Here is a 13,061-nt window from a genome sequence, read left to right on the forward strand (position 1 = left end):
CGTATGACAGCACCCAAGGTCAGCGTCATCGTCCCCGTGTACAACTGCCGCCCGTCGGTGGAGGGGGCGCTGCGCTCGGTGTTCGAGCAGACGCTCGGCACCGGGCCGGTCGAGGTGATCGCGGTGGACGACGGGTCCACCGACGGGAGCGGCGCCGAACTGGACCGGCTCGCGGGCCTGCACCCGTCGCTCACCGTCGTCCACCAGCCCAACTCCGGCGGACCGGGCGGTCCCCGCAACACCGCGATCGAGGTCGCGCGCGGCGAGTTCCTGTTCTTCCTGGACGCCGACGACCGGCTCGGCCCGGAGGCGCTGGAGCGGATGTGCGCCGTCGCCGGCGAGCAGGGCACCGACATCGTCATCGGCAACTACGTGGGCGTCGGACGCGGCGTGGCGCGGTTCGACGCCGACGTCCCGCGCGTCACCGTGGACGACCCGGACTTCGACGTCTACGGCCGGTCGCTGACGGCGCACAAGCTGTTCCGCAGGGACCTGGTGCAGCGGCACGGGGTGCGGTTCCCCGAGGGGCTCCTGTCCGGCGAGGACAAGGTGTTCACCGCGCACGCGCTGCTGCACTCGGCGGGCGTGTCGATCGTCGCCGGATACGACTGCTACTACCTCGTCGAGCGCGACGACGGCACGAGCATCATGCAGTCGGGCGGGGCGCGGCCGGCGGAGTACTTCGCCAAGGCGGCCCGCCCGCTGCTGGAGAACGTCATGGCGCACACCAAGCCGGGCCCGGTGCGCGACCGGATGCTCGTCCGGCACTTCCAGCGCGACGTCCTGCACCGCTTCAACGGCACGTTCCTCGCGGGCTCCGCCGACGACCGGCGGACGACCCGCGACGCCGTCCGCAACCTGTGCGAGGACTTCCTCACCCCGGCGGTGCTGATGCGCATGCCGGCGCGGCACCGGCTGCTCGCGCACTGCGCGCGCAGCGGGCACCAGGAGCTGCTCAGCAAGATCATCGAGGCCGGGCGGGCGCCCGGTCCGATTCCGGTCATGGTCGACCGGCAACGCGCCTACGCGCTGTATCCGGGGTTCCGGGAGCCCGGCGCGGCCATCCCGGACGCCTACTTCGACGTCACGGACCGGCTCCGCGTCCGGCGGCGGCTCACGTCGCTCGGCTGGGACGGGGACCGGCTGCGCGTCGGCGGCACCGCCGTGCTCGACGGGATCGACCCCGCCACCGGGTCGGTGGCCCTGCTGCTGCGCGACAAGAAGTCGGGCGCCGAGCACCGGGTGCCCGCGCAGGGCGACGGCGAGGGCGGCTTCACCGCCGGCATCGACCCCGCGACCGCCGCGTCCGGGGCGCCTCTGCCCCCGGGCGCCTGGGACCTGCACGTGGAGGTCCGCGTCGGGGAACTGGCCTGGGAAGGACGGCTCGGCGCCGACCGCGACCCCGAGGTCGCCCTCCCGCCCGCCCGGCTGGCCGCCGCCGGGAACGGGGGCGCGGTCGTCAGCCCGTTCCTCACCCGCGAGTACGGCAACCTGACCGTGGGCGTCGCCTCCGGGGCCGGCGGCCTGGAGGGGCTGCTGCGCGTCGAGGAGATCGGCTGGGACGGCGGCGCGCGGCTGCGGCTGCGCGGCCACCTCTCCGCCTCGGCGGGCGCGGCCGGGGCCTTCGCCCTGACCCTCCGGGTGGAGCCGCGCCGCGGCGGCGCCGGGCGCACCGCCGCCGCCGAGTGCACACGGCGCGACGGCCGGGTCGACTTCAGCGCCGTCGCCGACCTGCGCGGGCTGCCCGCCGGGCGCTTCGACGTGCGGCTGGAGATCGGCACCGGTGGCGAGACCGCGCGGATCCGTGTACCACTGGCGCACGCCCCGAAGGACGCGGCGGTCCCGTGCGCGGCGCTCGGGCTGCGGCGGGCCGCCTACTACCGGACGGGCGGCGGGAACCTCGCCGTCCACGTCGTCCCCGGGCGGGTCGGCGCGCTGGCCCGGTCGGCGGGCCGCAGGCTCGGCCGGAAGGCCCGTTGATCCTCACCCGATGGACACGCTCATGAAACCCTCGGTGAGCATGGCCTGGTCAGCATGCCCGGTGAGCACCATCGACCGGCGTGACCCGATGACCACTATTGGTACATCGCGGAACGCGTATTGGTACTCTGACGTCCCTAGATGACCAATACCTGGGGGAAGGTCTGCTGCTGTGGCGACGGTGGCGAACCAAGTCAGGGTGGGCACCGACGACGCCCTGCTGATCGGCTGGCCCGCGCCGCTGCCGGACGGCGAGCGGGTCGTCCTGTGGCATGACGAGTCCGGCGCCGAGCTCCCCGTGGAACCCGCCGGGGACCGCCTCACCTGCACGACCGGCGTCGGGGACCTCGCCCCGGGGCGCTGGGAGTTAAGACTGGAGGCGGGCAGCCTGACCCGGCCGCTGCTGACCGACGACCCCGGCGGCTCCCTCGGCGGGATGCGCGGATACGCCGCCCGCGCCCGCGACCGCTCGGTCACCGTGACCCGCTCCCCCGGCGGGCACGCCGCGCTGGCCGTCCGGGACGTCGTCCCGCACGCCGAGGTCGAGGCCGTCCATCCACGCGACGGCGAGATCCTCATCACCGGCCTGCTCGCCTACACCGGCCCCCAGTACGGCGGCGCCCGGCTGGTGGCCGCCGGCCGCAGGAGCGCCGGGACGGTGACCCGGGCCGCCCGCGTCGACGGCGTCGAGTTCCGCGCCCGGCTGCCGATCGGCGCCCTGGCCGCCCGGCCGCCCGCGCTCTGGGACCTCTTCCTCGACGTCACCGCGGTGCACGCCCGCCTCGCGACCCGTCTCGACGACGCGCCGGGCAAGCGCGGCAAGCTGTCGTTCCCGATCCAGGTCACCGCCGCGCCCGGCGGCGGCGACCGGACGGTCCGGCCCTACTACACGGCCGCCGACGAGCTGTCGGTCGCCTGCCACGAGGCCGCCGCGGACGGACCCGCATGAAGATCACGTTCATGCTGCTGGACGCCTTCACCGTCGACGGGACCGTACGGAGCACGTTCACCCTCGCGGGCGAGCTGGCGCGCCGGCACGAGGTCGAGATCGTCAGCGTGCTGCGGGACGCCGAGCGTCCCGCGCTCCCGCTGTCGGCCCGGGTCCGGCTGCGCTCCCTGGTCGACCGCCGCGCCGGCGGGAGCGGGCGCGGGGCCCCCGGCTGGCCGTTCGGCGGCCGCGCCGCCCGGCTGCTGGACGAGCCCAGCGCGCTCGTCCCCGCGCGGGAGCGCTGCTACGACCGCTTCTCCGCCTGGACCGACGAGCGCATCACCCGCGCGCTGCGGCGGCTCCGCGCCGACGTGCTCGTCACGACCCGCGCAGGGCTCAACCTGCTCGCCGCCCGGCACGCCCCGCGCCGCGTCCTGCGGATCGGGCAGGAGCACCTGCGTCTCGGGCTGAACGACCCGGGCGTCCTCGCCGAGATCGAACGCGGGTACTCCGGCCTCGACGCCCTCACCACCTCGACCGCCGCCGACCGGCGGGACTACCTGCGGCGGCTACCCGGCGGCACCCCGGTCTACGCGATCGGCAACGGGCTCGCGGGCGGGCTCTACCCGCGCTCCCGCCAGGACAACAGGGTCGTGGTCGCCGCCGGGCGGCTCGTCCGGCTCAAGGGCCACGACCTGCTCCTGGAGGCGTTCACGAAGGTCGTGGAGAAGCATCCGGACTGGCGGCTGCGGATCTACGGCGCGGGCCCCCGCCGCGACGCGCTGCGGTCGCTGGCGACCCGGCTCGGGCTCTACAACAACGTCCTGCTCATGAACGCCACCGGCGACCTGGAGGGCGAGATCGCCAAGGCGTCGGTGCTCGCGCTGCCCTCCCGCGGCGAGGGGTTCGGCATGACGATCATCGAGGCGTTCGCCTGCGGCGTCCCCGTCGTCGCCTTCGACTGCCCGCTCGGCCCCCGCGAGCTGGTCACCGACGGCCACGACGGGTTCCTCGTCCCGCCGGAGGAGCCCGCGGCGCTGGCCGAGGCGCTCATCCGGCTGATCGACGACGAGGAGCTCCGGCTGCGGATGGCCGCGAACGCCCGGGAGTCGGCGTCCCGCCACGGCATCGCCGACATCGCCGACGCGTGGGAGTCCATGCTCGCCGAGGTGAGGCTGGCCCGCTCCAAGGGCGCCTAGGACGTCCCCTTCGCGACCTCGGTCCTCTCCTCGGAGGCGTCCTCGGCCCGCGCTTCGGCCTCCGGCCCGTCCTCGGTGCCACCGGCCGTGCGAGCGCTCGTGGCGCCCTCGGCCGGGGGCGGGTCCGCGGGGACGGCCGTGTCGTTCGACTCGTCCTCGACGGGCTCGGCCTTCCGCGGGGCGGTCTCCTCCTTGGAGCGGCGCGGAGACGGCAGCACCGCCAGGCCCAGCGCGACGCAGGCGAACGGGACCGCCGGCAGCACGTAGCGGTAGTCGAAGTCGGCGGTCGCCGCCGGGATCACCAGGAGCGCGAGGCTCATGCCCCAGGGCAGCAGCGCGCCGGTGCCGAAGTGCTGGACGGGCCCGAGCGCGCGCCACCGGCCCCTCCTGCGGACGTAAGGCAGCGCCCCGGCGAGCCCGCCGAGCAGCAGGAAGCCGAGGAACGTGCCCGGCATGGCGAACCGGTCCTGGTAGCGGAGCATCTGTCCCGCCCACGGGTCGGCGACCCTGGTCTCGGCGCCGTCCGGGTCGTAGCGCTCGGCGAGCAGAGCCTGCTCGTCCGACCACGCCTCGCCGCGCGGGAACTCGTACTGGAGCCACGTCCACGGCGACGGATACGGCTCGCGGTTCCACTCGAAGGACCGGAACGTGTCGCGGACGATGACGCGGGCGTAGTCGCCGGGCTGCGCCTCGATCGCGTCATAGGCGAACTCGGAGGCGAGCCTGTTGGCCTCGCTGCCGGTGATCCAGCCGGGGATCTCGCGGAACGCCGAGTCCTTCGTCCACATCGCGGCGAACCCCGGCGACATCCGCGGGTCGGTGTTCTTCGGGCACATGATCGCGAGCTCGGGACGCGGCTTGATGACGCGGCAGTCCGCGAAGTCGGCGGTGCGGCCGTAGAGCCAGATCCCGTTGGCCTTGGCCAGCGAGAACTGGCCGTACTCCGCCTTGAACCAGCCCATGTAGGCGATGATCGGCACGACGAACGCGACCATCGCCACGGCGACCGCGCGCCACCCGGCCCGGCGCAGCAGCATCCCGACCACGATCACCGCGATCAGCGGGAGCCCGGCGGAGCGGGTCAGCGCCGCGCACGCCGCCAGCAGCCCGGCCAGGCCGCCCAGCCACCAGGGGAGCCGCCGCCGCCACAGCGCCGCCGCCACCGACGCCAGCAGCAGGAAGGCGAACAGCGAGTCCGACATCAGCATGTGCTCCAGGGCGACCTGATGGACCGGGAGGAGCACCGGTACCGTCAGCGGCGCCGCGACCAGGCCGGGCGCCCAGGCGCGCCACGCCCACCGCCCGGCCGCGCCGCCGGGGCCGAGCGGCCAGGCCGCCCGCGCCGCGCGCCACACCAGCACGTACACGAGCACGCCGGTGAGGACGCCGACGGCGTGCTGCACGGCGACCGCGACGGTGAAGCTGTGGAACGGCTTGAGCAGCCACAGCAAGAACGAATAGCCGCTGGGACGGGTCTCGCCGGGTTTCAGGTCGATCGCCGCTTCCAGGTAGCCCGGCGAGTCGCCGAACCAGAGCGGCCCCGGGTAGCCCCGCACCGCGACCACCCGTATCCAGACCGCGACCGCGAGCACACCGGCGAAGGGAAGCTGGGCCACGGCGAGGCGGGACGCACGGCGGACTCTTTGCACCCGCAAAGAGTACCGACGGCGGCGGGCACCCGGCGATCAGCGCAACAGTTCGTAAAGGGCGGGTCGCCTCCCGGGCGTCCCGTGACCGCCGGGTTACGACTCGGCGACAATGAGGAGGACGGCGGCCGACCGGCCGATACCATCGGCATTTCGGCCGATAACGGCCATAGCCCGCGCGATGAAAGGACTCCTCTCGATGGCGAACTTCACGCTCGAGGACGTTCGGCAACGGACGTACAAGGCGCGTGACGCCTGGTGGACGGTGCTGCTCGTCGATCCGCTCGCCTCCCGGCTGGTCAAGATCACGGCCAACCGGACGCGGGTGACCCCGAACCAGCTCACCGTCGGAGCCCTCGTCCTCGGCCTGGCCGCGGGCGCGTGCTTCACCGTCGCCTCCTGGCCGTGGCTGCTGGCGGGCGCCCTGCTCTACCACCTGTCGTTCACGCTCGACTGCATGGACGGCAAGATCGCGCGGCTCAAGGGCACCGGCTCGGTCTTCGGCGCCTGGCTCGACTACATCTTCGACCGGGTCCGGGTGCTGGCCTGCGCGATCGCGCTGATGGGCGGGCAGTACGCGGCCACCCACAACGTCGCCTACGTCTGGACGGCCGTCGCGGTGGTCTTCCTGGACATGCTCCGTTACATGGACGCGCTGGAGATCTACAAGGTGCGCTCGCAGATGCGCGCCACGCTGACCGAGGCGCGCGAGGAGGCGGGGGCGCTGGAGCTGGCCGCGCGGCGCGCCGCCGGAGAGCGCCCCGGCGCCGTGCCCGGTACCGCCGAGGTCGGCGCGGACCTGCGCTCGGCCGAGGGCGCGCTCGGCGAGGACCCCGAGGCCGACATGGAGAACCGGGTCGTCGGCGACGACGCGGCGGCCAAGATGCTCCAGCAGGGCTTCGAGCAGCGGTTCGGCTGGTACGCCCGGATCCGCGACGTCCTCATGGCCGGGCGGATCCGCCCGCACCTGATCAGCGGCATCGAGTTCCAGATGGGCGTGTTCATCGTCGCCCCGCTGGTCGCCGCCGCCGTCCCGGGCGCGGTGATCCCGGTGGTGGTGCTGAGCGCGCTCGGCATGCTCGCCTTCGAACTCGTGATCATCTACAAGTTCTGGCTGGCCAGCCGCGACTACAGCCGCAGCCTCGCCAAGCTGAACACCACGATCGAGGAGTACCGCCGCCAACTCCCCGCGAGCGAGCGCAGGGCCACCGAGGCGCCCGTAGGCAGCGCAGGCTGATCCGTCTACGACCCTGACGAAGAAGTCCCCCGAGGAGCACCCTCCACGGGGGACTTCTTCTATATAGGTGCCGAACCCGCCCGGAGACCTCAGCCGTCACGCGAGCGCGCGCCCTGACCGGCGGGGGCGACGCCGAAGGCGAGCCCCCGCCGGGAAGATCGCGAAGCGATTCGCGCTCGCACGAAGAACGGTCACGAAGCGAGCGCCAGCGAGCGAAGTGGGCCGGGCTTCAAACAGATGCAGCCAGGAGGTCGGTCCACTGGCGGCAGACCTCGTCCAGGCCGTAGGCGGCGCGGACCTGCTCGCGGGCGAGCGTCCGGTCCTGTTCCCAGCGGCCGAGCGAGACGGTCGTGGAGATCGAGGCGGCCATCGCGGACGGGTCGGCGTGGATCCACCGGCCGTCGTAGATGGTGTCCGCGCCGGGCCAGCCGAGCAGCACCGGCACCGCGCCGGAGGCCATGCCCTCGGCGGGAGCGAGGTGGAAGCTCTCGTCGTCGCTGGTGGACAGCACGAACCCGATGCGGCGCAGCCACGACGCCACGTCGCGGCCGTAGGAGTCGAACACGACCCCGCCGGCCAGCAGCGGCGACCGGCGGATCCGCCGGAACACCTCCTCGTAGTGGGCCCGCTCGTCCTCCTTCTGCCAGATCCACCAGTACTCCCAGGGGAGCTTGGTCTTGACGAAGAGGGTGAAGCGCGGGTCGTCGCGGCGCAGTTCCTCCAGCGCGTCCAGGGCCAGGTCGAGCCGCTTGCGGGACGGCGCGATGCCGATCATCCCGAGGTGGTACTGGGCCCCGGGGAGTTTCGGCCGGTCGAGCTGGGTGTCGTCCACCCAGTTGGGCACGGTGACGACCTTCGCGGCGGGCCAGCCGGTGATCTCCCGGGTCAGCGCGTTGTAGTGCGGGCTGACGCAGATGATCTCGTCCACCGCCTCGATGTCCAGGTGCTTCGGCCAGCGCGCGTACAGCTCGAAGCGGTGCAGCCGGACGACGAGCCGCTGCCCGGGGCGCTTGCGCTGGGCGAACCAGATCGCGTTCGGCCCGCACCACTCGCAGACGATGACGTCGGCCCAGTCGACCAGTTCCTGGCTGCGCTCCTCGTCGTGGACCTTCAGCGCGGCCCAGTGGTCGACGCGGACCTCCATGTCGGGACGGGACTGGAGGTAGTCGAGCAGCCGGGTGAAGAACTTCAGGTCGTGTCCCGCGACGCCGATGCGCAGTTTGCGCCGCCCCTCGCCCGCCCCGACGGCCCGCGCGGCGCCCGACAGGGCGTCGTCCAGCCCGCCCATCCCGCCGCCCTCGGCGGCGGCGCGGTGGCGGGCGGCGACGCGCTCGTGCTCGGCGGCGGCGTCGAGGACGGCCGCCGACGGCTCGGGGAAGGTCTGCGTGAGCCAGCCGCGCAGCCGGCCGGCCGCCGCGTCCAGGGTGAACTCGGCGGCGGCCGCGCGGCACCGGTCGACGGCCAGCGTGAACACGTCGGGGTTCTTGCCGATGAGCGTCAGCGCGTCCAGCACGTCCGTCTCGGTGGCGGCGAACAGCGGGTAGTCGGCGCCGAACAGCCGCTCGTGCATCGGCGTCCGGTTGAGGACGACGGGCACGCCGAGCGTGCCGCACTCCAGCACCTTCGTGGACAGCTCCAGGCTCGCGTCCATCTCGGGGTGCCGCCACGACAGGCCCACGTCGCAGCCCGCGGTCAGCCGCATCGCCTCGGCGCGCGGGTGCCCGCCGTGCCAGACGACGCCCTGGCCGCCCTCCAGGGCGGTGCGCATCCGGGTCGAGAAGCCGGGGTCGTCCGGGTCGTCGTGGATCTTGTCGCCGACCATGTGCAGCTCGGCGTCCACGCCGCGCATGCCGAGCAGGCGCGGCAGCGAGGTCATCTCGTAGGTGTTCCAGCGCGGGGCGAACTTGCCGGTGTAGACCAGGCGCAGCGCGCGGCCGTCGGGGGCGCCCTCCGGCCGGGTCTCCAGACCCTCCGGGAGCACGACGACGGGCGGGAACAGGACGCTCTTGCCCGCGGTCGCGGGGACGGCGGCCTCCAGGAAGCCGCGCAGCTCCTCGGTCTGGCACAGCAGCACCCGCGAGGCGTCGGCGATGCGGCGCAGCTCGCCCTTGGCCGACCCACTGAACTCGCCCGCCGCCTGGGGGACGTCGGTGAGGTAGGTCCACATCCGTCCGGCGAGGGGGCCGGCGGAGAGCTTGCCCGCCAGCCGGCGGCCCCGGACGACGATCAGGTCGAACGGGTCCTCCTCGTCGACGCGGGCGAGGATCGCGGCGGCCAGCTTCGGCGGCATGCCGCCCTCGACGTTGACGAGCCGCTCCGCGTGCGGGCTGCGCACGGTGACGCCGGGCAGGGCGCGCAGCGGGTCCACCAGCCGGCCGGTCCGCACCGGCGCCTTGAGGAGCAGGGTCACCGCACAGCCGGCGCGGGCGAGCGCCTGGACCATGCCCTGGGCCCAGATCGCGGAGCCGTCGATCAGGTTGAGATCGACGTCACCGTAGACGAGGGCGCGTGGTCGCACAGGAGTTCCTTTCAACGGGCCGGGGCGAGCAGCTCGGCGAGCCGGCCGGGAGTGGTGGCGGTGGCGTCCCAGTGGAGCGTGGCGAGCGTGGCCGGTGGCGCCTCGCCCCACAGGACGAGCGGGAGCGAACGGGCGGCGGCGACCTCGCGGACGTCGCTGAGCACGCGGTCGCGGTCGTACATGCCGGGCACGCCGAGGTAGGCCCAGGGGCCGCCGGGCTCACCCGCCGCCGCGTCCACCACGACCATGTCGACGTCGGCGCCGTCGAGCACGACGGTGGCGTCGTGCGGGTACAGCGAGATGACCTTGGCGTGCTCGGCCAGCGTCGCCGCGGCGCGCCTGCCCAGCACCCCGGCGATGACGATGCCCTCGTAGGGCGCCGAGACGAGCAGCCGGTCCTCGGGGCGGTCGATGCGGTCGAGCTGGATCCGCTCGCCGTCGGACGAGCCGGACGCCGAGGTGGGCACGTTCCGCTTGCGCCAGAGCCGGTACAGCTCCTTCGGCAGCCGCACGCCGCGCCGCCGCGGGTTGCGCGCGGCGCCCGCGACGAGCCGGCCGAACTGGAGGGTCGTGGAGGTCTCCAGCGCGGCCAGCCGGCGCTCCAGCTCCTCGACGCGCGACTCGCGCTCGCGGAGCGTGGCCCGCAGCCGCGCGACCTGCCGGTTGGCCTTCGCGTTATTCACCCAGGAACTCCATGATCACTTCGGCGATGCGGGGACCGGCCTGCCCGTCCCACAGCGGCGGCTTGCGGTCCCCGTCCACGGCGCCGGCCTCCAGCACCTTGCGGACGCTCGGGACGAGCTCCTCGAAGGTGACCAGGCGGTTGGTGCCGTGGGTGATGGTGATGGGCCGTTCGGTGTTGGGCCGGACGGTCAGGCAGGGGATGCCCAGGATGGTGGTCTCCTCCTGGAGGCCGCCGGAGTCGGTGACGACGGCGGCGGCGCCGCGGACGGCGGCGATGAAGTCGATGTAGCCCAGGGGCTCCAGGACGTGCACGCCGGGGTGCTCGTCCAGCCCGGCGGCCAGCAGGTTGGCGCGGCCGCGGGGGTGGACGGGGATGACGACCTCGGCCTGGTCGGCGACGCCGTGCAGGTGGCCGACCAGGGCGGCGGCGGTGGCGGGGGCGTCGACGTTGGCGGGCCGGTGCATGGTCGCCAGCACGTACCGTTCGGGCAGGTCGTGGGCGGCGCGGACGCGTTCGGTGTCGAAGGAGTCCAGGTTGGCCAGCAGGGTGTCGATCATGGGGTTGCCGACCAGGTGCGCGCGGTCCGGGGAGATGCCCTCGGTGGCCAGGTGGCCGATGGCCTCGGGGCTGGTGACCAGGCACAGGTCCGACAGCTGGTCGGTGAGGCGGCGGTTGACCTCCTCGGGCATGGTCATGTCGAAGCTGCGCAGCCCGGCCTCCACATGGGCGACCGGGATGTGCAGCTTGGCCGCGACCAGTGCGGCGGCGATCGTCGAGTTCACGTCGCCGTACACGATGACGAGCGCGGGTGAACGGCTCGTGAACTCCTGCTCCAGCCCGATCATGAGCGCGGCCGTCTGCGCGGCGTGGCCTCCCGACCCGACGCCGAGGTTGACGTCGGGCTCCGGGAGCCCCAGCTCCACAAAGAAGATCTCCGACATCCGCTCGTCGTAGTGCTGCCCGGTGTGGATGACCGCCTGCTCGGCGCCGGCCGCGCCGAGGGCCCGGATCACCGGCGCCGCCTTCACGAAGTTCGGCCGCGCCCCGAGGACGTGCACGATGGGTGCCAACACAATTTCCCTTCTGTTCATCGGGGTTGCCTACGCTCGCCCGCCGTGCTCAAGAAACCCGTCTACCTGCTGGGACTCACCTGGCGCCAGCTCCGCGACGACCCCGGCCGGGCGCCCCGGCTGACCGTCCGGCTGCTGGCCAGGGTCGCCCCCGGCCCGCTCGGCGGCCGGCTGCGGCGCTCCCGCCTCGCGGTCCCGCGTCCCCGCGGCCTCCAGCGCGAGACCGCCGAGCTGCGCGCCCTGCTGGCCCGCCCGGCCCGGTCCCGTCCCGCGCACCCCGCCGCGTCCACCTCCGTGCCCGCCGGCGCACCGGCCGGGACCCGCGTCCTGCACCTGGTCACGAACGCCATGCCGCGCACCAACGCCGGGTACACCGTCCGGACGCACCGGATCGCCCTGGCGCAGCGGGAGCTCGGCTTCGACGCCCACGTGGCGACGCGCCTCGGCTACCCCCTCAGCCAGGGCATCGGCGACGCCCGCCCCCGGGTGGAGGTCGACGGCGTCACCTACCACCGGCTGATCCCCTGGTTGCCGCCGTCCAACCCCGTCCGCGCGGTGGACAAGGGCGCCGACCTCGCGGGACGCCTGGTCAAGGAGCTGCGGCCGACGGTCCTGCACGCGGTCAGCAACCACCTGAACGCCGCCGTCGCGCTGGAGCTCGGCCGCCGGCACGACCTGCCGGTCGTCTACGAGGTGCGCGGCTTCCTGGAGGATTCTTGGCTGTCGCGTGACCCCTCGCACAGCGAGAACGACGACTTCTACCGGCTCACCCGCGAGCTGGAGACGCGGCGCATGACCGAGGCGGACGCCGTCGTCACGCTCGGCGAGGCGATGCGGGAGGAGATCGCCTCCCGCGGCGTGCCGGCCGAGAAGATCTTCACGGTGCCGAACGGCGTCGACGAGGCGTTCCTGCAGCCGCTGCCGGACGCCGCGGACCTGCGGGTCGAGCTCGGCCTGCCCGCGGACGTGCCGGTCGTCGGGCTGACGTCCTCGTTCTACGGCTACGAGGGCATCGACACGCTCATCGACGCGGCGGCGCTGCTGCGCGAGCGGGGAACGCCCGTCACGCTGCTGCTGGTCGGCGACGGCCCCGAGCGCGGCGCCCTCGAACGGCGCGCGGCCGGGCACGGCGTTCACGCCGTGTTCACCGGGCGCGTGCCGATGGGATCCGTACGTCGCTACCACGCGCTCCTCGATGTCTTCGCGGTGCCCCGACGGGCGGACCGGGTCTGTCAACTGGTCACGCCCCTCAAGCCGATCGAGGCGATGGCCGGGGGGATCCCAGTAATAGCAAGTGATGTCAAGGCTCTGCGCGAAATCGTAGAACCGGGCGTAACGGGCACGTTAACACTTCCGGAAGAGCCGGAAGCTTGGGCGAATTCGCTGGACGAGCTGATTTACGCTCCGGAAAGACGCCAAAAAATCGGACGCGCCGCCCGTGAGTGGGTGAGGGCGGAACGCACCTGGCGCGCCGTCGCCGCCGGGTACCGCGCGGCGTACGCAATCGAATGAACTCGCAGACCTGAACTCGTGAAGGGGGCCTCCGGCGTGGATCTGGTGGTCATCGGACTCGGCTACGTGGGACTGCCGCTCGTGCGGGAGGCCTGCCGGGCCGGCCTGCGGGTCGGCGGCTTCGACCGGGACGCGCGTGTGGTGGCCGGCCTGAAGGCCGGCCTGTCGCACATCGACGACGTGTCTCCGGCGGAGGTCGAGGAGATGGTGGGGGCCGGGTTCACGCCGAGCCTGGACGAGGACGTCCTGGACGGTGCCCGGACGGTGGTGATCTGTGTGCCCACTC

10 protein-coding genes are annotated in these 13,061 nt (G+C 73.6%); 6 read left to right on the top strand and 4 right to left on the bottom strand.

All coding sequences use genetic code 11. From position 1 onward, the window contains the following. The first annotated feature begins 3 nt into the window (after window positions 1–3). The 3 genes from E1291_RS12085 to E1291_RS12095 all read left to right on the top strand — a co-directional run bounded on the left by E1291_RS12085 (window position 4) and on the right by E1291_RS12095 (window position 4,107). Window positions 4–1,980 (top strand): glycosyltransferase family 2 protein, encoded by a 1,977-nt coding sequence (locus E1291_RS12085; RefSeq protein WP_131737853.1) that lies wholly within the window; start codon window positions 4–6, stop codon window positions 1,978–1,980. A gap of 181 nt (window positions 1,981–2,161) precedes the next feature. Next, window positions 2,162–2,929 (top strand): hypothetical protein, encoded by a 768-nt coding sequence (locus tag E1291_RS12090; protein WP_131737854.1) that lies wholly within the window; start codon window positions 2,162–2,164, stop codon window positions 2,927–2,929. Then, window positions 2,926–4,107, top strand: a complete 1,182-nt coding sequence (locus E1291_RS12095) for a glycosyltransferase family 4 protein (protein WP_131737855.1) — start codon at window positions 2,926–2,928, stop codon at window positions 4,105–4,107. Before E1291_RS12090 ends, E1291_RS12095 begins: the two co-directional genes overlap by 4 nt. Here the strand turns inward: E1291_RS12095 and E1291_RS12100 are convergent. Next, the gene (locus E1291_RS12100) at window positions 4,104–5,756 is read right to left on the bottom strand and encodes a hypothetical protein (protein ID WP_131737856.1); all 1,653 of its coding nucleotides are present in this window, start codon (window positions 5,754–5,756) and stop codon (window positions 4,104–4,106) included. The two genes, E1291_RS12095 and E1291_RS12100, sit on opposite strands and share 4 nt — an antisense overlap. Before the next feature lie 196 nt (window positions 5,757–5,952). Here E1291_RS12100 and E1291_RS12105 point away from each other — a divergent pair, with 196 nt between their 5' ends. Then, window positions 5,953–6,990 (top strand): CDP-alcohol phosphatidyltransferase family protein, encoded by a 1,038-nt coding sequence (locus E1291_RS12105; protein WP_131737857.1) that lies wholly within the window; start codon window positions 5,953–5,955, stop codon window positions 6,988–6,990. A gap of 229 nt (window positions 6,991–7,219) precedes the next feature. Here the strand turns inward: E1291_RS12105 and E1291_RS12110 are convergent, their stop codons facing one another. The 3 genes from E1291_RS12110 to wecB form a co-directional block, all read right to left on the bottom strand. Continuing rightward, window positions 7,220–9,433 carry a glycosyltransferase gene (locus E1291_RS12110; RefSeq protein ID WP_242614102.1) on the bottom strand — a complete coding sequence of 738 codons (2,214 nt, stop codon included), beginning with the start codon at window positions 9,431–9,433 and terminating at the stop codon, window positions 7,220–7,222. An 86-nt stretch (window positions 9,434–9,519) separates the two neighbouring features. Then, window positions 9,520–10,191, bottom strand: a complete 672-nt coding sequence (locus tag E1291_RS12115; protein ID WP_131737859.1) for a hypothetical protein — start codon at window positions 10,189–10,191, stop codon at window positions 9,520–9,522. Continuing rightward, on the bottom strand, window positions 10,184–11,284 hold the full coding sequence (gene wecB, locus E1291_RS12120; RefSeq protein ID WP_131737860.1) for a non-hydrolyzing UDP-N-acetylglucosamine 2-epimerase: 1,101 nt from the start codon (window positions 11,282–11,284) through the stop codon (window positions 10,184–10,186). Before wecB ends, E1291_RS12115 begins: the two co-directional genes overlap by 8 nt. A 24-nt stretch (window positions 11,285–11,308) precedes the next feature. On the opposite strand from wecB, the gene E1291_RS12125 reads away from it, so the two are divergent. Both E1291_RS12125 and E1291_RS12130 read left to right on the top strand, forming a co-directional pair. Continuing rightward, window positions 11,309–12,775 carry a glycosyltransferase family 4 protein gene (locus E1291_RS12125; RefSeq protein ID WP_242614099.1) on the top strand — a complete coding sequence of 489 codons (1,467 nt, stop codon included), beginning with the start codon at window positions 11,309–11,311 and terminating at the stop codon, window positions 12,773–12,775. 36 nt (window positions 12,776–12,811) lie between these two features. After that, a partial coding sequence (locus E1291_RS12130) for an NAD(P)-binding domain-containing protein (RefSeq protein ID WP_370770979.1) occupies window positions 12,812–13,061 on the top strand: 250 nt, incomplete at its 3' end.

The organism is Actinomadura roseirufa (assembly GCF_900659635.1).
GTDB classification, from domain to species: Bacteria; Actinomycetota; Actinomycetes; order Streptosporangiales; family Streptosporangiaceae; genus Spirillospora; species Spirillospora roseirufa.